The organism is Thiothrix nivea DSM 5205 (genome assembly GCF_000260135.1).
GTDB classification, from domain to species: Bacteria; Pseudomonadota; Gammaproteobacteria; order Thiotrichales; family Thiotrichaceae; genus Thiothrix; species Thiothrix nivea.
Genome location: NZ_JH651384.1, coordinates 1,039,027 through 1,061,045, shown reverse-complemented (window position 1 = coordinate 1,061,045; position 22,019 = coordinate 1,039,027). Strand labels below are relative to the sequence as shown.

At 55.0% G+C, this 22,019-nt stretch carries 24 protein-coding genes; 12 read left to right on the top strand and 12 right to left on the bottom strand.

The annotated features are described in order from the left end of the window. Positions 1–21: 21 nt before the first annotated feature. The 4 genes from THINI_RS05520 to ychF all read left to right on the top strand — a co-directional run bounded on the left by THINI_RS05520 (position 22) and on the right by ychF (position 3,370). Positions 22–978, top strand: coding sequence for a ribose-phosphate pyrophosphokinase (locus THINI_RS05520; protein WP_002707667.1), 957 nt, complete (start codon positions 22–24; stop codon positions 976–978). 117 nt (positions 979–1,095) lie between these two features. Beyond that, the gene (locus THINI_RS05515) at positions 1,096–1,668 is read left to right on the top strand and encodes a 50S ribosomal protein L25/general stress protein Ctc (RefSeq protein WP_002707666.1); all 573 of its coding nucleotides are present in this window, start codon (positions 1,096–1,098) and stop codon (positions 1,666–1,668) included. Between the two features lie 11 nt (positions 1,669–1,679). Then, positions 1,680–2,255, top strand: a complete 576-nt coding sequence (pth, locus tag THINI_RS05510; RefSeq protein ID WP_002707665.1) for an aminoacyl-tRNA hydrolase — start codon at positions 1,680–1,682, stop codon at positions 2,253–2,255. Positions 2,256–2,278: 23 nt separating this feature from the next. Next, positions 2,279–3,370 carry a redox-regulated ATPase YchF gene (gene ychF, locus THINI_RS05505; protein WP_002707664.1) on the top strand — a complete coding sequence of 364 codons (1,092 nt, stop codon included), beginning with the start codon at positions 2,279–2,281 and terminating at the stop codon, positions 3,368–3,370. A 4-nt stretch (positions 3,371–3,374) separates the two neighbouring features. Here ychF and THINI_RS05500 read toward each other — a convergent pair whose 3' ends face one another. From THINI_RS05500 to THINI_RS05480, 5 genes are all read right to left on the bottom strand, one after another. Then, positions 3,375–3,857: a SixA phosphatase family protein gene (locus THINI_RS05500; protein ID WP_002707663.1), complete on the bottom strand. Its 483-nt coding sequence runs from the start codon at positions 3,855–3,857 to the stop codon at positions 3,375–3,377. Continuing rightward, complete coding sequence (locus tag THINI_RS05495; RefSeq protein WP_002707662.1) at positions 3,854–5,047, bottom strand: multidrug effflux MFS transporter; 1,194 nt, start codon at positions 5,045–5,047, stop codon at positions 3,854–3,856. The genes THINI_RS05500 and THINI_RS05495 overlap by 4 nt, the downstream gene beginning before the upstream one ends. An 11-nt stretch (positions 5,048–5,058) precedes the next feature. After that, a complete protein-coding gene (locus THINI_RS05490) occupies positions 5,059–5,304 on the bottom strand; it encodes a hypothetical protein (RefSeq protein ID WP_002707661.1) in 246 nt (81 codons plus the stop codon). A 106-nt stretch (positions 5,305–5,410) separates the two neighbouring features. Then, positions 5,411–5,611: a putative toxin-antitoxin system toxin component, PIN family gene (locus THINI_RS05485; RefSeq protein WP_002707660.1), complete on the bottom strand. Its 201-nt coding sequence runs from the start codon at positions 5,609–5,611 to the stop codon at positions 5,411–5,413. Then, positions 5,608–5,889, bottom strand: coding sequence for a type II toxin-antitoxin system Phd/YefM family antitoxin (locus THINI_RS05480; protein WP_002707659.1), 282 nt, complete (start codon positions 5,887–5,889; stop codon positions 5,608–5,610). Before THINI_RS05480 ends, THINI_RS05485 begins: the two co-directional genes overlap by 4 nt. Before the next feature lie 173 nt (positions 5,890–6,062). On the opposite strand from THINI_RS05480, the gene THINI_RS05475 reads away from it, so the two are divergent. The 5 genes from THINI_RS05475 to THINI_RS05455 all read left to right on the top strand — a co-directional run bounded on the left by THINI_RS05475 (position 6,063) and on the right by THINI_RS05455 (position 11,807). Continuing rightward, positions 6,063–6,935 (top strand): TIR domain-containing protein, encoded by an 873-nt coding sequence (locus THINI_RS05475; protein WP_002707658.1) that lies wholly within the window; start codon positions 6,063–6,065, stop codon positions 6,933–6,935. After that, positions 6,910–8,013, top strand: coding sequence for a formylglycine-generating enzyme family protein (locus THINI_RS05470; RefSeq protein ID WP_002707657.1), 1,104 nt, complete (start codon positions 6,910–6,912; stop codon positions 8,011–8,013). Before THINI_RS05475 ends, THINI_RS05470 begins: the two co-directional genes overlap by 26 nt. Before the next feature lie 163 nt (positions 8,014–8,176). Then, positions 8,177–8,620 carry a DUF29 domain-containing protein gene (locus THINI_RS05465; protein ID WP_002707656.1) on the top strand — a complete coding sequence of 148 codons (444 nt, stop codon included), beginning with the start codon at positions 8,177–8,179 and terminating at the stop codon, positions 8,618–8,620. Beyond that, positions 8,617–10,170, top strand: a complete 1,554-nt coding sequence (locus THINI_RS05460) for an ATP-binding protein (protein WP_002707655.1) — start codon at positions 8,617–8,619, stop codon at positions 10,168–10,170. Before THINI_RS05465 ends, THINI_RS05460 begins: the two co-directional genes overlap by 4 nt. Positions 10,171–10,232: 62 nt before the next feature. Beyond that, positions 10,233–11,807, top strand: a complete 1,575-nt coding sequence (locus tag THINI_RS05455; RefSeq protein ID WP_040839131.1) for a class I SAM-dependent methyltransferase — start codon at positions 10,233–10,235, stop codon at positions 11,805–11,807. 118 nt (positions 11,808–11,925) lie between these two features. Here THINI_RS05455 and THINI_RS05450 read toward each other — a convergent pair whose 3' ends face one another. From THINI_RS05450 to THINI_RS05425, 7 genes are all read right to left on the bottom strand, one after another. Next, positions 11,926–13,152 carry an ISL3 family transposase gene (locus tag THINI_RS05450; protein WP_002707653.1) on the bottom strand — a complete coding sequence of 409 codons (1,227 nt, stop codon included), beginning with the start codon at positions 13,150–13,152 and terminating at the stop codon, positions 11,926–11,928. A 137-nt stretch (positions 13,153–13,289) separates the two neighbouring features. Continuing rightward, the gene (locus tag THINI_RS05445; RefSeq protein WP_154724358.1) at positions 13,290–14,069 is read right to left on the bottom strand and encodes a hypothetical protein; all 780 of its coding nucleotides are present in this window, start codon (positions 14,067–14,069) and stop codon (positions 13,290–13,292) included. 107 nt (positions 14,070–14,176) lie between these two features. Further along, the gene (locus tag THINI_RS25050) at positions 14,177–14,530 is read right to left on the bottom strand and encodes a hypothetical protein (protein WP_154724357.1); all 354 of its coding nucleotides are present in this window, start codon (positions 14,528–14,530) and stop codon (positions 14,177–14,179) included. 51 nt (positions 14,531–14,581) lie between these two features. Then, on the bottom strand, positions 14,582–14,869 hold the full coding sequence (locus tag THINI_RS05440) for a hypothetical protein (RefSeq protein ID WP_002707651.1): 288 nt from the start codon (positions 14,867–14,869) through the stop codon (positions 14,582–14,584). A 648-nt stretch (positions 14,870–15,517) separates the two neighbouring features. After that, positions 15,518–16,264, bottom strand: coding sequence for a TSUP family transporter (locus tag THINI_RS05435; RefSeq protein WP_002707650.1), 747 nt, complete (start codon positions 16,262–16,264; stop codon positions 15,518–15,520). 44 nt (positions 16,265–16,308) lie between these two features. Then, positions 16,309–17,103, bottom strand: a complete 795-nt coding sequence (locus THINI_RS05430) for a hypothetical protein (protein WP_002707649.1) — start codon at positions 17,101–17,103, stop codon at positions 16,309–16,311. A 54-nt stretch (positions 17,104–17,157) separates the two neighbouring features. Then, positions 17,158–17,931, bottom strand: coding sequence for an ABC transporter ATP-binding protein (locus tag THINI_RS05425; protein WP_002707648.1), 774 nt, complete (start codon positions 17,929–17,931; stop codon positions 17,158–17,160). Positions 17,932–18,104: 173 nt separating this feature from the next. Between THINI_RS05425 and THINI_RS05420 the strand changes: the two genes are divergently transcribed. Genes THINI_RS05420 through THINI_RS05410 form a run of 3 tightly spaced genes read left to right on the top strand, consistent with a single transcriptional unit; the run spans position 18,105 to position 22,008 of the window. Continuing rightward, on the top strand, positions 18,105–20,255 hold the full coding sequence (locus THINI_RS05420) for an HAD-IIB family hydrolase (protein ID WP_002707647.1): 2,151 nt from the start codon (positions 18,105–18,107) through the stop codon (positions 20,253–20,255). Next, entirely contained in the window at positions 20,252–21,097 is an 846-nt protein-coding gene (locus THINI_RS05415) for an HAD-IIB family hydrolase (RefSeq protein ID WP_002707646.1), read from the top strand. Before THINI_RS05420 ends, THINI_RS05415 begins: the two co-directional genes overlap by 4 nt. Then, the gene (locus THINI_RS05410) at positions 21,097–22,008 is read left to right on the top strand and encodes a carbohydrate kinase family protein (protein WP_002707645.1); all 912 of its coding nucleotides are present in this window, start codon (positions 21,097–21,099) and stop codon (positions 22,006–22,008) included. Before THINI_RS05415 ends, THINI_RS05410 begins: the two co-directional genes overlap by 1 nt. Positions 22,009–22,019: the final 11 nt, after the last annotated feature.

Below are 22,019 nucleotides of genomic sequence, written 5' to 3'. Positions count from 1 at the left end.
CCAACTCAATGCGGATGTGTCATGTCTGACGATAGAATGATGGTGTTTACCGGCAACGCAAATCCGGAACTCGCCCACAAAGTCGTCGATCACCTCGGTATTCCCCTCGGCAAAATCAAGGCAGAGCGCTTCAGCGACGGTGAAGTGCATGTTGAGCTGTTGGAAAACGTGCGTGGTCGGGATGTGTTCATTGTGCAATCCACCTGCGCGCCGACCAACGATAACATCATGGAACTGCTGATTATCGCCGATGCCATGTACCGTGCATCAGCAGGGCGGATTACGGCGGTCATTCCCTATTACGGCTATGCACGCCAGGATCGGCGGGTGCGTTCACGGCGGGTGCCGATTTCGGCCAAGCTGGTGGCGGACATGATTTCCACCGGGCATGTTGACCGCGTACTGACGATTGATTTGCACTCTGATCAGGTACAAGGTTTCTTCGACCTGCCGGTTGACAATATTTATGCCTCTGGCGTATTGCTGAACGATATTTTGAGCCAGGATTTGCCACACTTGATGGTAGTTTCGCCGGATGTTGGTGGCGTGGTGCGCGCCCGCGCGTTGGCGAAAGGTTTGGGGGATGCTGATCTGGCCATCATCGACAAGCGTCGCCCGGAACCCAACAAGTCTGAGATCATGAATATTATCGGTAACGTGGAAGGGCGTCATTGCATCCTGATCGACGACCTCATTGATACCGGTGGTACGTTATGTAATGCCGCGACGGCACTTAAAGGCCATGGTGCATTGAGTGTGCGGGCCTATGCCAGCCATGCGGTGTTTTCCGGCAAGGCTGTCAGCAACATCGAAAATTCTGCCCTGGACGAAGTTGTCATTACCGACACGATTCCATTGAGTGAAAGCGCGAAAAAATGTGATAAGATTCGCCAGCTTTCGGTCGCCGGGATACTGGCAAAAACGATTTTACGCATCAATCAGGACGAGTCAGTCAGCTCCCTGTTTGAAGGTTTATGATTTTGTACCCCTCTCTTGCTCCTTTCCCCCCTTGAGGGGGAAGGGTTGGGGATGGGGGGGGTTATCATCAGGCTGGGTCTGGTCGCGGACTCTGGCCATTATTTTTGGAGAAACAACATGTCAAAGAAATACGTCCTGACTGCTCAGGCGCGTGATTTGCAGGGCAAGGGTGCGAGCCGCCGCCTGCGTAAGGAAAACCTGGTTCCAGCCGTGATTTACGGTGCGGGTCAGGATGCCAAATCCATCACGCTGCGCCACAATGAAATGGTGCGGAACCTTCAGGAAGAAGCGTTCTATTCCCAGATCATCACCGTTGATTTCGGTGACCATCAGGAACAGACCATCCTGCGTGACCTGCAGCGCCACCCGTCCAAGCCCATCGTGATGCACGCTGACTTGCAACGCATCAGCGAAGACCAGGAAATCCGTATCCACGTTTCCCTGCACTTCATCAACGAAGATGTATCCAAGGGCGTGAAAGAGCAGGGTGCATCCATCAGCCACGTCGTGTCTGAAGTTGAAGTTTCCTGCCTGCCGAAGAACCTGCCTGAATACATCGAAGTTGACATGATCAGCATCGAAAAAGGCCAGATCCTGCACCTGTCTGACCTGAAACTGCCGGAAGGCGTCAGCCTGCCAACACTGGCGCTGGGTGAAGACCACAACTCGGCTATTGCTTCCTGCCACTAAGGTAGATGCAGATGGGAACCCCGATCCGCCTGATTGCAGGCTTGGGTAACCCCGGCAGCCAGTATGACAAAACCCGGCACAATGCCGGGTTTTGGTTTGTTGATGAACTGGCGCGGCGTTATTCTGTCCAGTTTGCCACCGAAAAGCGCTTTTCCGGTGATGTCTGTAAGCTGCAAGTGGGTAGCAACACGATCTGGTTGATTAAGCCGATGACCTTCATGAACCGCAGTGGGCTGGCGGTGCGTCAGCTGGCGGATTTCTACCGCATTCCGGTGGAGCAGATCCTGGTGGCGCATGACGAGCTGGACATCCCGGCAGGTGATGTACGCCTGAAACAGGCTGGCGGCCACGGCGGGCACAACGGCCTGCGTGATTGCCATGCCCATCTGGGGGCGGATTACTGGCGGTTGCGTTTGGGTGTTGGACACCCCGGCGACCGCAACAAGGTGGTGGATTATGTGTTGTCACGCCCTTCACAAGACGATGAAATCGTCATTTTGCGGGCGATTGATGCCGCTGCCGACCAGATTGAACTGATTTTGCAGGGTGAAATGCAAAAGGCCATGCAGGCATTGCACACCCGTTAATTGATACACAAGGTACCGAAGTCATGGGATTCAAGTGCGGAATTGTTGGTTTGCCAAACGTGGGCAAATCCACCCTGTTCAACGCCCTCACCAAGGCGGGCATTCAGGCGGCGAATTACCCGTTCTGTACGATCGAGCCGAATGTCGGCATTGTGCCCATGCCTGACCCGCGTCTGGATGCGCTGGCAACAATCGTCAAGCCGGAACGTATTGTGCCGACCACCATGGAGTTCGTCGATATCGCCGGGCTGGTGGCAGGCGCGTCGCAAGGTGAGGGTCTGGGCAACAAATTCCTTGCCCACATCCGTGAAACCGATGCGATTGCGCAGGTAGTGCGCTGCTTCGAGAACGATGACATTATCCACGTGGCAGGCAAGATTGACCCGGCTTCTGACATCGACACCATCAACACCGAACTGGTGCTGGCGGATCTGGAAACAGCCGAAAAGGCCGTTAACCGCTTGACCCGTTCAGCCAAGTCTGGCGACAAGGATTTGGTGGCACAGAAGGCCATGGCGGAACGCATGTACAAGCACCTTTCCGATGGCAACTCCGCCCGATCGCTGGAAATGACACCGGAAGAGCGTCTGCTGCTGCGCGAACTGCACCTGATTACCATTAAACCGTTGATGTTCATCGCCAACGTTAATGAAGACGGCTTTGAAAACAACCCGTTTCTGGATGTCGTGCAGGAAATCGCTGCCCGCGAAGGCGCGGAAGTCGTGCCGGTCTGCGCGTCAATCGAGGAAGAGCTTTCCCAACTGGAAGATGTTGAGCGTGACGAATTTCTTGCCAGTATGGGGCTGGAGGAGCCGGGGCTGAACCGGGTAATCCGTGCCGGTTACTCGCTGTTGGGTTTGCAGACCTATTTCACGGCGGGCGTGAAGGAAGTGCGGGCATGGACAGTGCGCAAAAACGCCACTGCACCACAGGCTGCGGGCGTGATCCATACCGATTTCGAGCGTGGTTTCATCCGTGCGCAAACCATTGCCTATGACGATTTCATTGCCTACAGGGGTGAGCAGGGCGCGAAGGAAGCCGGTAAAATGCGTGCGGAAGGCAAGGATTACATCGTCAAGGATGGCGATGTGCTGAACTTCCTGTTCAACGTGTAACGTTTCATTTCATTAGGGTGTTGGGGATGCTCCACAGGAGCTGCCCTTTACCTTCCTGAAAGTCTACCTCCAGACGGATCAGGGACGCTTTTTTTGCTTTCACTATAGGTTTTCGGCTGCCTAGCAGTAGGGAAATGACTTCGGAAAAATCCGGTTCATGACCTACCAGCCAGATGTCATCCTGGCCGCTGATAGCGAGTTTTTCCAGTTCGGTAACCATGGATTCTGGCTCTGCACCTGTCAGCCAGCCGACTGTTTGTGGTTGTGGGCAGCCTTGCAGATTGTGTTGCAGCAGTTGAGCCGTTTCCAGCGCCCGCACCAGTGGGCTGCACAGCAGGTAGCCGGGAACCAGCCCGTGTTTGCTACAGAACCCAGCCACGCGCTGCGCCTGGTGTTTGCCTTTGCCGATCAGTTGGCGGGATGCGTCGGGGATGGGTAGCTGGCGATCCTGCGCGGTGGCGTGGCGCAAGAAGGTCAGTATGGTCATGCGGTTTTCCTCCCTGCCAGTATCAGGCCACTGGCCAGCAACCCCAATATAAAGAAACCACTGACCAGCGGCAGCACGGTCCCATCATAGCGTTGGCCGATCAGGGTTCCCAGTGGGATGGCCGTCAGCGTCGATAGCGAGCCGATGACCGATGCGCTGATACCGGCAATATGCCCGAGCGGCTCCATCGCCAGTGCATTCAGGTTGCCGAACAGCATTCCCAGCGAGAGGAAAGCCAGCATGAGATAGGCCAGCAGGCTAAGCAGCGGTGGATGTCCTTGGGCACTGACAGTGACCAACAGGAACAGGCCGGATAACAGGGTAAACGCCAGGATAGCTCGTAGCGCCAGCCATTGCATTCCATAATGCATGACCAGTCGCGCGTTGAGGATGGATGATACACCCACCGCCAGCGCCAGCAGGGCAAAATACAGTGGGAAGCGTTCGCCCAACCCGTACTGGAGTTGCAGGATTTGCTGCGCCGAACTCAGGTAACCCAAAAATGCCCCGAACACGGCTCCGGCAGCCAGCGTATACATCATGCTGGCCCGGTTGGTGAGGATTTCCCGCAACGCCTGCGTGAATTTTTTCAGGGTAAGGGGGCGGCGTTTGTCTGTGGGCAAAGTTTCCGGCATCCGCAGCCAGAACCACAACGCGGCAATCACGGCCAGCGTCAGGAATACGCTAAAAATGCTGCGCCAGCCTGCCAATAACAGGATGATTTGCCCCAGCGATGGCGCGATCATCGGCACCAGGATGAAAATGCTCATGGTGAACGACATGATCCGCGCCATTGCTGCCCCGCCATGGCAGTCACGCACCAGCGCAATGGTCAACACCCGTGGCGCGGAAGCCCCCAGCCCCTGCAAAAAGCGCCCTGCCAGCATGTGGGAAAAATCCTGAGAGAGCATTGCCAGCAGGCTGCCGAGCATGAATATGCCCAGCCCCACGTACATCAGTGGCTTGCGCCCGGTCGCATCCGACAGCGGACCAAAGAATACCTGCCCACTCGCCAGCCCCAGAAACAGGGTGGAAATGATCAGTTGCGCATCGTTGGGGTGCTGCACGCCCAGGTCTTGCCCGATGATGGCAAGCGCAGGCAGCATCGCGTCGATGGACAGTGCCGTGAGGGAACTGAGCATCGCGATCAGGGCGACGAATTCGCCAAAGCGGGGGAGTTTGCTGGGCATGGGTTGGGCTTTTACAATTGTTTTTGCTCTTCCAGCCATGCCGCCATGTCTTTATTCTGTACCCGCTCGTAAATGGCTTCGACAGGCAGGGTGACATTGACTGATTCCAGGGTGAGTTCATCGCCGAGGAAATAATAGGACGACCGCCAGCCAGCGTTGCGGCATTCCACATATTCGTGTCTGACTTCACTGGTCTTTTCGCCTGTCAGATAATCTTCAACCGTGATGTAGTCCAGCTTCTTTGCCGTTGCCGCCATCGTCCTGCCTACCTTCTGCTGATATTGCGCTTGCGCCAGTATACAAAACCGGTGTGCGAGGTGCTACGCTTTACCCTGTCAGCCCCATTCAGCCCTGATTGCCTGATTACAGCCGTTGGGCAAAATCCCATTGCAGGCGCTTGTGAATGCGGGGGTAGGCCAGTACCCGCCCGATTTCGTCCAGTTGGAACTGGCTCAACACCAGTTCAAAATGGTTGTCACGCCACGCCTGCACAATCCTGCCGGGTATGCTGTTGGGCAGCATCAAGCCTGACAGCAGGATGTTGGTGTCAATGACTACCCTCATGCTGCCGTGCGGCTGCCGCGTGTGTGCTGGATTGCCTCATCCAGCAGGTCATTGAGGTCGCTTTCCTGCATATCCGCAAAGGCTTGCTGCATGTGTTTGGTCATGCGGGCAAATTCCTGCTCCATTTGTTGCAGGCGTTCAAACAGCGGGATGCCAATCAGGGCGGCAACGGGTTTGCCTGCTTTGGTGATCACGATCTGGTCGCGTTTGTACTGGACTTCGTTTAACAGTTCGCCAAGGTTTTGGCGCACCGTCATGGCGGGGGCTTCACGTAACATGGGGTGCTCCATTGCTATAACTATAATGGTTAGTATAGTTGATAGGGTTTGAGGATGTCCTGTGCTCTTTTCCCCAGTTTTGCGGGTTGTCATTCCTGATGAACCATTTCCGCAGAAATCCTGCTGAATATCGGTTATTATCCGTCCGTCAGGGGTTTTTATCAGCAAATTGTATGACCGATATTTTCATTAGTTACAGCCGCAGTGATCAGGCGTGGGTTGCCAGGCTTGCCAAAGCCTTTGGGGAGCTTGGCTATGATGTGTGGTGGGATACCCAGTTATTGGCGGGTGAGGATTTTGCCCACATTATTCCAACAGAACTGGAAAAAGCCCGCTGCGTGGTTGTCGTTTGGTCGAAAGTTTCAGTCACGCGCAAATGGGTGCGGTCGGAAGCCACCCGGGCGGATAATCGTGGGGTGCTGATTCCGGTGAGCTGCGAAGCCGCCGACATTCCCATGCCGCTTGATCTGTTACACACCGAAGACATGCGCGGCTGGAATGGTAAACCTGAACATCCGGCTTTCCAGAAGCTGTTACAGGCTGTCAGCCGATATTGCCCAGCGCCTGGACTTTCCACGGGTAGTGGTGAACTTCCACCAATAAAAGACCCGCCACCTCCATTGCCACCCAAAAAATTCCCGTGGCTTCCGGCGCTTCTCATCTCAGCCGTGGTTTTGGGTAGTGGCGTTTATTGGCAGATGCAGGGGAAATCTTCTGTAGGAGCTAGTCTTGCTGGCGATTCTTTTACTTCCCCACCCGTTGCCATTGACCCAGCCGAAGCTGAGCGCAAGGCAAAGGAAGCCCAAGCCAACGAACTGGCGCAAGCCAAAGCCACGCTGGAAGCATGGCCTGATGCCATTACCCGTTTGACCACGCTAGCGGAATCTGGCGACACAAGCGCGATGCAGGTATTGGGGGCAAGCTACTACGTGGGGCATGGGGTCGATAAAGACCAGCAGCGGGCTTGTCAGTTATACAAACAAGCCGTTGATGCCGGTGATGCCAAAGCAGAGGAAACGTATGCAAACTTACCGAACTGCCATTAATTACCCCGGTTTTTCTGCCGGGTTGGTGGGCTGGCTATTCAGTGGCGGGCTGTTGCTGAGCGTTGCGGCCCATGCCGAAACCCTGGAAGACAAGCTGCAAGCGCAAATACAACAGGAAAAGCAGGAACAGGCCGCCGCCGAAGCCAAGCGCAAACAGGAGGAGGCGGCAAAACAAAAAGCTGCCAAGGAAGCTGCCGCCAAAAAGGAAAAGGAGCGTAAAGCCGCTGCTGCTGCCGCCAAAAAGGAAAAGGAACGCAAAGCTGCCGCCGCCGCAGCCGAAAAGGAAGCACGGGAGGAAGCTGCCCGTAAAGCTGCTGCAAAAGAGGCAGAAGCGCAACGTCTTGCTGAGATTGAGCCAGAAATGCAGCTCATCCCCGCAGGCAAGTTCATGATGGGCTGCGTGGAGGGGCGCGACGATGTAGAAGGCGGCTGTGAGGATGATGAAAAACCTGCCCATGAAGTCAGTATCAACGCTTTCTACATGGGTAAATACGAAGTGACCTTTGACCAGTGGGATGCTTGCGAACAGGCTAAAGCCTGCCCTCATGCGGGTGATAGTGGCTGGGGGCGCGGCAATCGTCCGGTGATTAACGTCAGTTGGGAGGACATTACCCAGAAATACATCCCGTGGTTGAACCAGCAAACAGGCAGGCATTACCGTCTGCCAACCGAAGCGGAATGGGAATATGCGGCGCGGGGCGGTTCGGATACTGCTTATCCGTGGGGTAACACTATCAGTTGCGGCAATGCCAATTATGGGTCTTATTCAAATCAGTGTGAAACTGTCAGGACTAAACCCGTTGGTTCCTACACTGCGAACGGATATGGCTTATACGATACGGCAGGTAATGTGTGGGAGTGGTGTCAGGACTGGTATGCAGGTGATTATTACAAGTCTTCACCTGTAAGTGCCCCGCATGGACCAGGTGCTGGCGCTGCCCGCGTGTTGCGCGGTGGCTCGTGGTACAACGATGCACAGTACGTGCGTTCCGCCGACCGCAGCCACGACACGCCGGTCCCCCGGATCAACCTCCTTGGTTTCCGTCTTGCGCGTTCCCAGCTCAAACGCCAGCAGTAGCGGCAGTTGACCAGACCGTTATCCTGTCCGTGATGTTTTGCCACGCGGCGAAAAGCCAATGCCCCCCGGTATGCTGGTAGGCAGCGTCGAACGCTTGCCGGTGGGGTTTCTTTTTTCAGTATGTTAATCTCGATCCAACAGTAACTATTCAGGAGGTCTCGATATGGCGAACGTCGCTTACGATCAGGATCTTTACACGTGGGCGCAACAACAAGCCGCGCTACTGCGTGAACGCAAGTTTGATCAAGTGGACTGGGAACACATCATCGAGGAAGTCGAAGACATGAGCAAATCCGAAAAACGGGCGTTGGAATCGTTTCTGGAAACCTTGCTCATGCACTTGCTGAAATGGCAATACGAGCCAAGCCATCAGTCACGTAGCTGGAAGTTCACTATCATTGAACAACGTAAACGTATCGAACGGCATCTCAAAGAAAACCCCGGTTTGAAAAGCAAGTTGCCGGAAGTCATCGAGTCTGCCTACGAATACGCAGTGTCAGGTGCTGTGCGTGAAACCGGGCTTGCGCCGGAGGTGTTCCCCGAAATCTGCGTGTGGACGTTTGAGCAATTTATGGATAACGACTTTTGGCCTGAAATTGCTCCATGAAAAAACTCCCCATCGGCATCAGCACCTTATCCAGCATCATCGACGACGGCTACGTTTACGTGGACAAAACTGCCTACGTCCAGCAATTGGTGGAATCTGGCAAGTATTACTTCCTCTCGCGCCCGCGCCGTTTCGGCAAGTCGTTGTTGGTTGATACATTGCAGCAACTGTTTGCGGGCAATGAGCCGTTGTTCCGGGGGCTGCACATTCACCCGCACTGGGATTGGTCGGTGCAATACCCCGTCATCGTCATCAATTTTGCCGCTGGTTTCCTGAAAAGCCGGGAAGAACTGGATAAGCGCATCCGCTTCATTCTACGTTTGAACCAGCAGCGGCTGGGCCTCACTTGCGCTGATCAGGATGATCCGGCAAGTTGTTTTACAGACCTGATCCACGCAGCTAAGGCCAAGTACGGCCAGGATGTCGTCATTCTGATCGACGAATACGACAAGCCCATGCTTGATAGCATTACCGACCAAGCGGTGATGGATGAGATGCGCGACGGGCTGAAAAACCTGTATTCCGTGATCAAGGGGCAGGATGCCCATATCCGCTTTGTCCTTCTGACGGGGGTGAGCAAATTCTCCAAAGTGTCGATTTTCAGCGGGTTGAATAACCTCCAGGATATTACCTTGAGTCCCGCTTACTCCGCCCTGTGCGGTTACAGCCAATGTGAGTTGGAACATTATTTTGGCGGGCATTTGCAGGGTGTGAACATGGAGGATGTGCAAAGCTGGTACAACGGTTACAACTGGCTGGGTGAAAGTGTTTATAACCCCTTTGACATCCTGCTGTTCATTAGCAATGGCAAACAATTCCGCAATTACTGGTTTGAAACCGGTACACCAGGCTTTTTGGTGGATTTGCTCAAAACCCGCTATTACCACCTGCCGGATTTTGAGGCAATCGAGGCCAGCGAAGCCCAGTTGGGCGATTTCGACATGCAACACATCCAGTTGGAAACGCTGTTGTTCCAGACCGGCTACCTGACCATCAAACGTACTGACACGCTGTTTGAGGAACCGATTTTCCTGCTCAGTTACCCCAACCGCGAAGTGCGTTCCAGTTTCAACCAGATGGTGATGGGTCGTTACCTGACGGAGCAACTGCCAGAGCGTTTGCCTTTCTTGCGGGCATTGCTGAAAAACGATTTTGCCAGCTTGCAACAGCGTTTTACCTTGCTGTTTGACAACATCGCGCACCAGAATTACACCCAAAACAACATTGCCCACTATGAAGGTTATTACGCGGCGGTGATGTACTCTTTCATTTGCGCCCTGGGGCTTGATACGGTGGTGGAGGACAGCCACAACAAGGGGCGGATTGACTTGGCCTTGCGTTTCAGGCTCCCCGATGGGCAACGGCAGGTCTACATCTTCGAGTTCAAGGTGCTGGATGGCGACCAGCCGGATGGCAGCGCAATGCAGCAGATCAAGGACAAGGATTACGCCGCCAAATACCGAGACGGGCAAAACCGTATTTTTCTGATAGGTATCGAGTTCAGCAAAATCACCCGTAACATCATTGGCTTTGAGTGGGAGCAGGCATAGTCAATTTTTCCCTGTTTGCCACCCACCCCTTACACAAACACTATTGCAGGAAACCAGCCACCATGGCCGACTTCTACGACGAACTCACCTATGAAACCAACCCGTTTCCGGAAACCCACCCCGGCAATCTGGAAGCGCTGGGGCGGCTATTCGGCATCCCGACAGTTTCTGCCCAGCAATGCCGGGTGCTGGAACTGGGGTCGGCGACCGGTGGCAATATCATCCCGATGGCGGCGCGCTTGCCCGGCAGCGAATTCGTGGGCATCGAATTGTCTGCCGCCCAAGTCGACATCGGCCAGCGCATCATCCGCAAGTTGGAATTGCCCAATATCCGTCTGGAGGTAGGCGACATCCTTAATCTGGAGCCTGCCATGATCGGCCAGTTTGACTACATCATTGCGCACGGCGTTTACTCCTGGGTTCCCAAGGCGGTGCGGGAAAAAATCCTGCAATTGGCGGGTGAATGCCTGACGCTGACCGGCCTTGCCTACATCAGCTATAACCTGCTGCCCGGCTGGCGGATGCGAGGCAGCCTGCGCGACCTATTGCTGCACGCTACCCGCAGGGTGGATGGTGCGGAGGCCAAATACAAAGCAGCCATTGCCGCGCTCGAACGCCTGCAACAGGCATTGCAGGGCGCAGAAACGGATAGCCAACGTTATGTCCAGCAGGAAATCGCCTACCTGCTGCGCGCGCACCCCAGCTACCTGCTGCACGAATACCTGGCAGGCGAAAACAACGCATTCCTGTTCAGCGAATTTCTGGCTGACGCTGATCGCCACGGTTTGCAATACGTCTGCGAAACCGACCTGCACACCCTGTTCGACACCACCCTCAGCCCACCTGCGCAGGCCGCGCTGGCTGATATTGATGACCCCTTGCAGCACGAACAATGGATGGACTTCGTGCGGATGCGGGCATTCCGCAAAAGCCTGCTATGCCGCGCCGACTTGCCATTGGAGCGGGAAATCGACATTGACGTGTTCACCACCTTTTTCTTCAGCGCCAACCTGCGTTTGCAAGGCGCGGAAAATCTTGATAACACCCAAGCCAGCACTTTCCTGACACCTGATAACAGCGAGCTTAGCGTTACCCACCCCCTTAGCAAAGCCGCCTTGTTGTATTTGCAGGCCGTGCATCCATATTCACCGGATTTTGCCGAACTTGCCGCGCAGGCGGAACAACGGGTGCGGCAGGCGGGCAGCAACCCTTATGCCGGGGAACGCCATGAACTGGTCAGCGAGCTGTTCAGCCTCTACAGCTACCGCGCCGTTTACGGGCACTTGCACCCTTGCACCGGCAAGCCGGAATTGCCGGAATATCCGCGTGCTGTGGAACTGGCGCGTTTGCAGGCAAGAGAGGGTTGGAATAGCGTCGCCAGCATCCGGCATCAGGCACTCAGTCTGGATGCCTTCTCCAGCCGTTTGTTGCAGGAACTGGATGGTACGCGCACTGCGCCCGAACTCACCCAGTATTTGCTCACTGAGGCATTGGCTGGTCGGCTGGAAATTCCCGGTGGCAAACAGTCGCAAACCAGCGGCAAGGGGCTGGAAAAGGAAATTAGCGATAACGTCAAACACTTGCTGAATGTGTTTGCACGGCATGGGTTGCTGGCAATGGTGCGGTTGAGCATCTAGGTCATCTTGCCTGCCTTGCATTGCTATTTCCCTTATTGAGGTATCAGCTCTTCCGCTGGGATACATGAGGGCACTGGCAGAATGTCCTGATATGTGGTTTTATAAAAATTAAGCGGCTCTATGTGGAATACCGTGGGTAACTGAACTCCAGTTTGCCGCACAGGAAGTAAACCATGTTGATGAGGTTGTGGGTATTGCGGAACCCCCGCGCCCGCCGTTTGGCCAACTGTATTTTGTGGTTGATGCCTTCGAGGATGCCGTTGGAGATGTGTGATTCAACGAACCGGATGATCCCCGACCAGTGCGCCCGGACGGTGTTGGCAAACGTCTGGAAGGCCGGGATGCCAGCAGAATCCACCTCATCACACCATTGTTGCAGGAAGGCTTCCGCCGTTTTCCTGTCGGGCATTGTCCACAGGTCGTTGAACAGCACCTTGAGACGGTAGGCAGTACCCAGCGTGGGGTAGAGGGTGATGAACTCTGCCAGTGACTGCTCCTGCTGTTCTGACAGGTTATCGTAGTTTTTCAGGAAGGTGTACTTGTGGCCTTTGAGGTCGGCATGTTCCTTGCGCTCCAGCTTGCGCACCTTGTCCATGGCCTTGTTCAGCAACTGGGTGACGTGGAAATGGTCAAAGGTGATGGCGGCATCCGGGAAGGCTTCCCCTACCCCGGCAATGAATGCAGGCGACAGGTCAATGCTGACATCGGTGATTTGTGACGGTTTCACCTCATGGCTGGCCAGGTGTTTCTGGATCTGGGACAGCGTTTCCTTGCCCTTGCCTTCGGTGGCATGGACGACGCGGCGGGCATCCAGGCCAACCCCCACAGTGATGTAGTTGTGCCCTTTGCGGGTGGAGGTCTCGTCCACCCCCAGCCGGGTGATGCCGGACGGGTCATCCTGCTGGCGGCCTTCACAAACCCAGTGGTTGAACACCGTCCAGATGCGTTGCGGGTTGACCCGCATCAGTTCCGCCACCCGGTTGACCGGCATCTCCCGTTCGATCAGTGCCATGGCCAGCGCCTCAAACAGCAGCGTGAAGCCACTTCCGGGACGCGCCCAGGGGACGGCAACCGTCTCAACCTGACCCGATCCGGTGCGGATGCGCGGGACACGGCAATGCAGGTAACAGGTATGCTCAAAGAAGTTCAGGTGCTGCCAACGCCGCTCCACCGTGTCATGCACCGGGCAAGGTTCCCCGCTTTGGTCGGCAAAACGGCTGCCACGCGCGAAGCTGATACGGATGTGCAATTCCTGGCGTCCTTCCGTCCCGCTGAAGTCGATGCTGTCCACCTGCCAAGGTGAGGTCAGCCCCAAGGCCATTCCAAATAGTGTGTCGCTGTTCATACCCTTAGGATAATCTACCCACTACGATTCACATAGAGCCAATTAAGCAGGGCAGACATCCTTGTCCACCCTGGTTCAGAGGATGCGAAAACATACCCTGAAAAACTTGGTTTTCTTCATTGTTTAATGTGCCAGCATTACTCTTTCAGGCATTGTTCGTAAGGAACCCTGACCAGTTTGCCTATGATTTCAACCGCTGCCAGTTCTACCAACGAACGTACTGCTTGTGCTTGGCCTTCATTCCGGTTTAGGTTTATGTCGAAATAAACGCCAAATTTGTTAATGCTTGCATCCGCATCCAATGAATTGCCTTTTTGGAAGATCGCCACCGAATTTTTGGATGAAACACCAGGAACGACGCTCATGTCACTGGTATTCAATACATTTAAATCCAGTGCCACTACGCTTAAAGATGAACCCCTGGAAAAGCCCATCCCACCATCTCTGCGGGCAAACAACCCAACACTGGCATCGGTACTGACGACACCTTTGTCAAACTGGCTGATAGAACCTTGGATGTCATACAGTGGCAATTGTTCATAAGCTGTATTGTTATTGGCGGCTTTCAAAAAGGAAACAAGGTTGCCTGTATCCTTGCCATATAAGATTAGCCTGATGCCATGGCTTCTATACGTCATCTCGGAAATGGCTGATACCAGCATATCCCTGACGCCCATCTTGACCTCATCAGTTTTGTCATCCACATCTTCAACCATAACAGGGATATTCCTGATACCCTTTGCAAGCATGATATTATCCATGCAACGTAAAGAACTGGAAAAGCTGGTGATGCTTTTGTAAGGGGCTCCGACAGGGCCTTTTTTTACTTCCTCGAACTCATTTTCCAGTCTTGAATCGAGGCTGACACAACCAGTTAACACTAAAAAAATACTCGCCATTAAAAATGGCGTTTGCATCCCTCTCATATAACCCCTTTTTTCTGTGACAATTATTTTTTTATTTATTAAAGGAGCCTGCTCCTCAGCCTCGAGGAAAAGACCAACGGATATTTCAATGCATCTGCTTACCGACAGTTATTGGCTTGTAGGATATCACCTTGAACAAAAACAATGATGTCATCTGGAGGAGGGGATGAGTTATCCAGGAACACATTGCCAACATTCAAGTCACAACCATCAGTATCCAGGCTTGCCACTGCAAATGGGTCAGCATCTGTCCCTGTATTTCTGAAGTCTACTTGGTATGCCCTCAGTTTGGCACGTGTCTTGGCGTAGGTGGCTGACATGTCTACCATATCAGGAGGGGAACTGCCGTCAGGCAAAGCTGCTGCATTACTGGCAAGTAATGCTAAGCAGGCAGATAGCACAAGGCGTGTATTAAAACGAATCATGATGTTATCTCTTTGGTCATCTGCCAAAAATACCCCTACCCATAATTTAGGTAGGGATATCCCTGTTTATTTAATCAATCACGGACGGGTAGTGTCACAATCACAAATGGTTGCAATGGTCGCGGATTGTGTTCCATTCTGTCCTCTTTGCTTTTGATAAATTTTTGAATTATGGACATAGATATTTGCTTGGCCAGCGAATTGGTCAGTCACATGTGAGACAACAGCCCTTTGGGTTAAATCAGTCCCATCCTGAGCCTGGAAAATCTCAACATCATGAATATGCATGTCAATGTTGGTACCAGTTGCAAAAGCTGAAGTACTGCCAAGCAACAGCAGGGCAGAAATGATAGCAATCCCTTTCATAGTTTAATTCTCCAAATAAATAATCTATCCAAATATACGGCAACATCCAAGTTTTTCATTGGCTACTGATATTAAAACGCTCCAGCATCCATGCTGATCATCATGAATTAGCTACCGACTTTACCCTGCAAAACCATTTTGTTGCAGAGCCACACACTCATCCTCATCATGAGGACAAAATAAGCATAGTCAAGCATGGCCAATAATCAAACGGTTATTTTGAAATTTTTAAATAAAATTTTAAATGCCTGCGTTCTTTTTTATTTATGGGCTTATTTTAAATAAGCCATGGCTATCAGTAACTATGGGCGTTGAGACAGTATTTTCCCGGCAATTTCCGGTCAAAAGTCATAATACCCTGCAAGGTAGGGGGAGTCGACATATGCCATATCGTTACCCACATCTGTTTATGCCATCTAATTCACGGGTCGTTCAAACGGACTGCGTATAAGTTCCTCTGTTTTATCTGGACAAGAAGCACAAAAATCAGTGACAAACTTGGGCAATGAATTGAAAGGTCTGGACGTAGGTGATCAACGGCTCACCCGTTGAGTGTGTTTGCGCGGCATGGGTTGCTGGTCTGAACCGGGATTTGCACGCTTAGCCTGTTTGGCATGAGAAGGGGCGTGTGCGGGCTGGGGTCATCTTTTAATTTGGCCAATCAAGGCTCAGAAGGCCAAGGAAACTGACAATCGCCAGCCCACCGCCGATCCAGCGCTTGAACAACCGGTCGTTGCGCATGATGGCGTCGTGCGCTTTCAAGCCCAGCACGTGGCCGATGGCAGCAACCGGGATCAGCGCCAGCGCCGTGACGAAATGCAGCTCAACCGACAGCGCAATGAAGGTGCTCATCTTGATCGTGACCAGTACAAACCACAGCACGAACAGGGTGTCGCGCAGTTTTGCCTTCGCCACGTTGCGCATGTAAACCGCCACCATCAGTGGCGCGCCGGTCAGCGAAGTACCTGCTACATAACCGCCCAGGATCAGCAACAGTTTGTCTGCCCAGCTTTGGTTGCTGGCAATGGTGCGGTTGAGCATCCAGATAATCCCGTAAAACAGGCTGATGGAATAGATGAAAATGTTCACCCACAGAGTTGGCAGGTTGACCAACCCGAATACGCCGACAATAGCGGGTGGGATGATGTACAGTGAAGAGGAACGCAGGTAGGCCCAGTCAACGTTATGCAGGCGCTTGCTCAGGGTCAGCCCCGAAAAAAACAGCAGGTGCGTACCGATGATGGGTAGCCATAACAGAGGGTCATGGTCAATAAACAGCATCAGCGGCAAACCCAGGGCAGCGCCGCCAAACCCTAGGCCAGTACGCACAAACCCCGTCCACACAAATATGAGGCCGACAATCAGGGTCTGGAACAAACTGAAATCCAACAGCATGGTAGACGCCTTGGCAAAAAGCAGATTGTAACAGAATGCCCCGCCTACGGCGTCTCGTCACTGGCCAGCAACCCATGCACAAACCAGGGCGGTGGTGGTATTTCACTGATTGGCTGGAAAATGCCTGTCATGTTAGCGTTAGTCGCCTGTGTTTGCCCGGCTTCACTCCAGCTTCTGCCCCAATCATGGGTGGAATACTGATACCGCTGGGGAAGGTCTGCCCCGACTGACTGGGCGGTGGATGTGGTGAACAGGAGTCCGCGCCCTGTTTCGTCCATATTAAACGCCTGGATGGCAGGGTACTGTTGACCCCAGTCAGGCCGATCCAGTTCGGCAGGCAGGGAAATGCTGGAGCAGCCAAATTCACCCAGTTGGTGTTTGCCGTGCAGCACCACGTAATGGTTGCCCGGCCCTTGCCGCCCTCCGGTGGCGAACAGCATCACGCGGTTGAAAGCAGGCGTACTGTAGGCGGCCAGCACTTCGCCACCTTCCGCAATGGGCCAGGCGTGCCAGCTTCCCTGATATTGCACAAACAGGATGGAACCAAGCTGCTGAGGGTCTTTACCCAGCAGCATGGGCAGTGGAATACCGTTGAGGGCATAACCATACAACGCCTTTTTATCAAGCAGCGATTGCACCAGTGTGCGGCTGACAGGTGTTTCCTGCCCGCATTGCCAGCCGGGTTGCCACATGCTGGCAAAATCCAGTGCAGGCAGGTTTGCTGGCGCAGCGGCAGTAAGCGGGGACACTGATGGGGCATCCGCCGCGCACCCGCTAAGTGGCAACAGACTGGCGCAGGCGATAACGCAACCGCGCAGGAAATGGCTTGCTTTGCACATGATGTTTTCTCCCTCTAAGCCCTTGAGTATAAGACCTTTGCAAGGGGAAAATGTTCAGTGACGCGCCCCCAGCAGTTCGCGGGTATAGGGGTGTTGCGGCTGGTGGAACAGGCTTTCCGTAACGCCAGTTTCGATCACTTGACCATGGCGCATGACAGCCACCCGGTCACACAAACCACCCGCCAGCGGTAGGTCATGGGTGATCAGCACGATGGCCATTTCGCGGCTGGCGCGGATGTCGCGCAACAGCGCCATGATGTCGGATTGCACCGTCACATCCAGCGCCGTGGTTGGTTCGTCAGCAATCAGCAGTTGCGGTTCGCACAGCAGCGCCATGGCAATCATCACCCGCTGGCGCATCCCGCCGGACATTTCGTGCGGGTAGTTGTGGAAACGGCGGGCAGCATCGGGGATGCGTACCTGTTCGAGCATGGCGATGGCTTGGTTCCGCGCCGTTTTCGCGCCCATGCCCTGATGCACTTCCAGCACTTCGGATAGTTGCCGCCCGATGGTGAGCAAGGGGTTCAACGCTGTCATCGGATCCTGGAAAATCATCGCCATGCGTTTGCCACGGTACTGGTTCAGGGTTTTGGCAGGCTGGTTCAGCAGGTCAGTCCCGGTGAAAAACACTTGCCCGCTAGCGTTGGCATTGCGGGGTAGCAAGCCCATCACGGCATGGAAGACCTGGCTTTTACCGGCGCCGGATTCGCCCACGACGGCCAAGGTAGCGCCCGGCTCAAGTTGCAAATCCACCCCGCGCACGGCTTCCACCTGGCCTTCCGGGGTGTTGAAGCGGACTTGCAGATTGTGGATGTCGAGTAATGACATGGCGGGGAATTATACCTTTGCCTGCATTTGTTCTAACAGGTCAATATGTAGGGGAATGGCACTGATCATTTACGAGAATAACAGACGCTACCTCATCCATGCTAGAATAGCCCCCACACCCTCAGAAAAACTCCATGCGCACTAATGCCTTTGTGCGCAAACCGGAGCACAACATGACGAACGACGACAACAAACCTTACATCGTCCTGATCAGCGTGCACGGGCTGATACGCGGTCAGAACCTGGAACTCGGGCGTGACGCCGACACCGGCGGCCAGACCAAATACGTGGTGGAACTGGCGCGCGCACTGGGCGAACACCCATCTGTCGGGCAGGTAGACCTGATTACCCGGCGGGTGGCCGACCCCACCGTCAGCGAAGATTACGCCCAACCCATCGAGCCGCTTTCCGCCAACACCCGCATCGTGCGCATCGACTGTGGCGAAGACACCTACATCCCCAAGGAACACCTGTGGGACTGCCTCGACAACTTCGCCGACAACCTGATCGAATTCCTCAAGCAGCAACCACGCCGCCCGGCCATCATCCACGGTCATTACGCGGATGCAGGCCACGTCGGCACGCGCGTTTCCCACCATCTAGGCATCCCGCTGGTATTCACCGGCCACTCGCTCGGGCGTAGCAAGCGCCGCCAGCTCCTCGCCGCCGGGCATAGCAAGGAGGCGCTGGAAGCCCGCTACACCATCACCCGCCGCATCGAAGCGGAAGAAACTACCCTGGGCGTGGCCGAGCGCGTCATCACCAGTACCCATCAGGAAATCAACGAGCAGTACGCCCTCTACGACCACTACCAGCCCGAACGGATGCGCGTCGTCCCGCCCGGCACCGACCTGCAACAGTTCCACGCCCCCGCTGGCGATGAATACAGCACCAGCATCGCCGCCGAAGTCGCCCGTTTCCTGCAAGACCCCGGCAAGCCCATCATCCTCGCCCTCTCGCGCCCCGACCCGCGCAAGAACATTGTGCAATTGGTCAGCGCCTACGGCGAATCCAAGGAATTACAGGAACTCGCCAACCTGGTCATCGTTGCCGGTAACCGTGACGACATCCGCGACATGGATACCGGCGCGCAGGAAGTGCTGCAAGACATCCTCATGCACGTCGACCAATACGACCTGTACGGCAAGGCCGCCTACCCCAAGCATCACCAGTCGGATGAAGTGCCTACCCTCTACCGGCTGGCCGCGCTCAGCAAAGGCGTGTTCATCAACCCGGCGCTAACCGAACCGTTCGGCCTGACCCTGATCGAAGCTGCCGCCAGCGGCGTGCCGATCGTCGCCACCGAAGACGGCGGCCCCACTGACATCATCGGCAACTGCCAGAACGGCTACCTGATCAACCCGCTTGACCGCGAAGACATCGTGGCAAAGCTGCTGCGAGTGCTGACCGAAACCGCACAATGGCAAACCCTCGTCAACAACGGTCTGCAAGGCGTCAAACAGCACTATTCCTGGCAGGCGCACGTGGAAAAATACCTGCAAGTCATCCAGCCGCTGCTGGAACAGGCGCAGGCTTCCCCACCCGTACAGGCCAAGCGCCGCAAGCAGTTGCACCACGACCGCGCGCTGTTCTCCGACCTCGACCAGAACCTGCTGGGCAAGCCGGAATCACTCGCGCCTTTCATTACAGCCCTGCAAGCCAACCGCAAGTGCGTGCTGTTTGGCATCGCCACCGGGCGGCGGATGGATTCCGCCATGCAGGCTTTGAAGAAACACAGCATCCCGATGCCGGATGTGCTGATCACCAGCCTTGGCACCGAAATTTACTACGCCCCCAACCTGGTTCCTGACACGGCCTGGGAGCGGCACATCGACCACCTGTGGAACCCTCGCATCATCCGCCGTACCCTGCAAGACCTGCCGGGGCTGAAACTGCAACCCAACCGTGAACAGAGCCGCTTCAAGGTCAGCTATTACATCGACCCGCAAATAGCGCCGGATCTTCAGCACATCAACAAGCTGCTGCATCAGGAAGGGCAAGCGGTGAATGCGATGCTGTCGTTCGGCCAATACCTCGACATTATTCCGGTACGTGCCTCCAAGGGGCTGGCGCTGCGCTGGTTTGCCGATAAACGCGAGATTCCGCTGGAACGCATCCTCGCAGCTGGCGGTTCGGGTGCGGATGAAGACATGATGCGCGGCAACACCTTGGCCGTGGTGGTCGCCAACCGCCACAACGAAGAGCTTTCCGACCTGACGCAGGGGGAAAACATCTTCTTTGCCGAACGGCCTTATGCAGAAGGTATACTGGAAGCCATTGAGCACTACCATTTCTTCCAGACCTGTGAGGTAGTAACGTCATGAACCAGGCACTGCTGATCTGTACCGATCTCGACCGCACCCTGATCCCCAACGGCGCGGAACCGGAATCGCCCAAAGCCCGTTACTGGTTCCGCAAGCTGGCGGCATTGCCAGAAATTACCCTCGCCTATGTCAGCGGGCGGCATGATAAGCTGGTACGCGACGCTATCATCGAATACGACCTGCCGCTGCCAGATTTCGTGATCGGCGATGTCGGTTCCACCCTCTACACTTGCCAGGGCTGGCAATGGAAACCATGGAGTGCATGGGAAAACCATATCGCCCCCGACTGGGGTGGGCGCGACCATGCACAACTGGCCAGACTGCTGCACGACTTCCCAGCCTTGCGTTTACAGGAAAATGCAAAACAGAACACCCACAAACTGAGCTACTACGTCAAGCTGAGCACCAACCACCAGTACTTGATGGATGCTGTGCAAATGCGGCTGGTGGCCAACAACATCAATGCCAACCTGATCTGGAGCATCGACGAACCGGCCAATATCGGCCTTCTCGACATTCTGCCCGCCAGCGCCAGCAAGCGCCACGCGATCGAGTTTTTGCAGGAACAGCAGGGTTTTGCGTTGGCAAACACGGTATTTTTCGGCGACAGCGGCAATGATTTGCCGGTGTTGGTCAGCCCGATTCCCGCCACCCTGGTCAACAATGCCAGCCGTGAAATCAAGGTGGAAGCGCTACAAATGGCCAATATGGCGGATATGGCACAGGCGCTGTATCTGGCGCGGGGCGGCTTCCTCGGCATGAATGGCAATTATGCCGCCGGGATATTGGAAGGCATTGCCCATTATCACCCTGAGATTGTGGCCAGACTGGAGAAAAAATAATGACAGACCATCACATTAGCGCAAGCCGGGAACTGTTGCGCCCGGTCATCTTTGGCGAAGTGCTGTTTGACCGTTTCCCGGATGGCAGCGCCGTACTCGGCGGCGCACCCTTCAACGTCGCTTGGCATTTGCAGGCGTTCGGAATGCAGCCATTGTTCATTTCCAGCGTCGGCGCAGACCCGCTGGGCGATCAGGTGCGTTCCGCCATGCAGGCTTGGGGCATGGACATGGCTGGCCTGCAAACCAGCGCCTACCCGACAGGCGCGGTGGATGTCCGCTTCCACAACGGCGAGCCGCATTACAACATTGTTCCCGATAGCGCGTGGGATTTCATTGAAGCGGGAAAACTGCCGGAACTGCCTGCCAACACTTTGCTCTATCACGGCAGCCTTGCCTTGCGCCAGCCAGTGTCCCATAACGCTTGGGGGCAATTGCAACAGCGATCCGGCACGCCGCGTTTCATCGACATCAACCTGCGCGCACCGTGGTGGAGCACGGAAACTATCGGCCCGATATTGGCTGGGGCGCAATGGCTCAAGATCAACGCCGATGAGTTGGCCGAAATCGTCCCACAACACAGCGACACCGATAGCCGCATCCGCCACCTGTTCGCTACCCTGCCACTGGCATGGCTGATCATCACCCTGGGTGAAGCAGGTGCATTGACGGTTTCCAGCACCGGCGAACGTTTGCAGGTCAAACCGGAACGCGTCACCCAGGTAGTCGATACCGTCGGCGCGGGCGACTCTTTCAGTAGTGTTTTGCTGTTGGGTCTGCTAAAAGGTTGGCCAATGGAAGCAACCCTGCGGCGGGCGCAGCAGTTCGCCAGTGCTGTCGTCGGCCTGCGGGGTGCAACCACCCAAAACCGGGATTTTTACCAACCCTTCATCGAAAACTGGCCACTGGCGTAAAAGAAAACAAA

Coding starts and splice junctions, on each gene's coding strand:
- THINI_RS05490 (WP_002707661.1), bottom strand. CDS start 5,304: ATGGCGGCAACGGCAAAGAAGCTGGACTACATCACGGTTGAAGATTAT.
- THINI_RS05450 (WP_002707653.1), bottom strand. CDS start 13,152: ATGAACAGCGACACACTATTTGGAATGGCCTTGGGGCTGACCTCACCT.
- THINI_RS05485 (WP_002707660.1), bottom strand. CDS start 5,611: ATGAGGGTAGTCATTGACACCAACATCCTGCTGTCAGGCTTGATGCTG.
- ychF (WP_002707664.1), top strand. CDS start 2,279: ATGGGATTCAAGTGCGGAATTGTTGGTTTGCCAAACGTGGGCAAATCC.
- THINI_RS05520 (WP_002707667.1), top strand. CDS start 22: ATGTCTGACGATAGAATGATGGTGTTTACCGGCAACGCAAATCCGGAA.
- THINI_RS05410 (WP_002707645.1), top strand. CDS start 21,097: ATGACAGACCATCACATTAGCGCAAGCCGGGAACTGTTGCGCCCGGTC.
- THINI_RS05445 (WP_154724358.1), bottom strand. CDS start 14,069: ATGCAAACGCCATTTTTAATGGCGAGTATTTTTTTAGTGTTAACTGGT.
- THINI_RS05500 (WP_002707663.1), bottom strand. CDS start 3,857: ATGACCATACTGACCTTCTTGCGCCACGCCACCGCGCAGGATCGCCAG.
- THINI_RS05425 (WP_002707648.1), bottom strand. CDS start 17,931: ATGTCATTACTCGACATCCACAATCTGCAAGTCCGCTTCAACACCCCG.
- THINI_RS05480 (WP_002707659.1), bottom strand. CDS start 5,889: ATGTTACGTGAAGCCCCCGCCATGACGGTGCGCCAAAACCTTGGCGAA.
- THINI_RS05440 (WP_002707651.1), bottom strand. CDS start 14,869: ATGAAAGGGATTGCTATCATTTCTGCCCTGCTGTTGCTTGGCAGTACT.
- THINI_RS05420 (WP_002707647.1), top strand. CDS start 18,105: ATGACGAACGACGACAACAAACCTTACATCGTCCTGATCAGCGTGCAC.
- THINI_RS05435 (WP_002707650.1), bottom strand. CDS start 16,264: ATGCTGTTGGATTTCAGTTTGTTCCAGACCCTGATTGTCGGCCTCATA.
- THINI_RS05475 (WP_002707658.1), top strand. CDS start 6,063: ATGACCGATATTTTCATTAGTTACAGCCGCAGTGATCAGGCGTGGGTT.
- THINI_RS05415 (WP_002707646.1), top strand. CDS start 20,252: ATGAACCAGGCACTGCTGATCTGTACCGATCTCGACCGCACCCTGATC.
- THINI_RS05470 (WP_002707657.1), top strand. CDS start 6,910: ATGCAAACTTACCGAACTGCCATTAATTACCCCGGTTTTTCTGCCGGG.
- THINI_RS05455 (WP_040839131.1), top strand. CDS start 10,233: ATGGCCGACTTCTACGACGAACTCACCTATGAAACCAACCCGTTTCCG.
- pth (WP_002707665.1), top strand. CDS start 1,680: ATGGGAACCCCGATCCGCCTGATTGCAGGCTTGGGTAACCCCGGCAGC.
- THINI_RS05515 (WP_002707666.1), top strand. CDS start 1,096: ATGTCAAAGAAATACGTCCTGACTGCTCAGGCGCGTGATTTGCAGGGC.
- THINI_RS05495 (WP_002707662.1), bottom strand. CDS start 5,047: ATGCCCAGCAAACTCCCCCGCTTTGGCGAATTCGTCGCCCTGATCGCG.
- THINI_RS05430 (WP_002707649.1), bottom strand. CDS start 17,103: ATGTGCAAAGCAAGCCATTTCCTGCGCGGTTGCGTTATCGCCTGCGCC.
- THINI_RS05465 (WP_002707656.1), top strand. CDS start 8,177: ATGGCGAACGTCGCTTACGATCAGGATCTTTACACGTGGGCGCAACAA.
- THINI_RS05460 (WP_002707655.1), top strand. CDS start 8,617: ATGAAAAAACTCCCCATCGGCATCAGCACCTTATCCAGCATCATCGAC.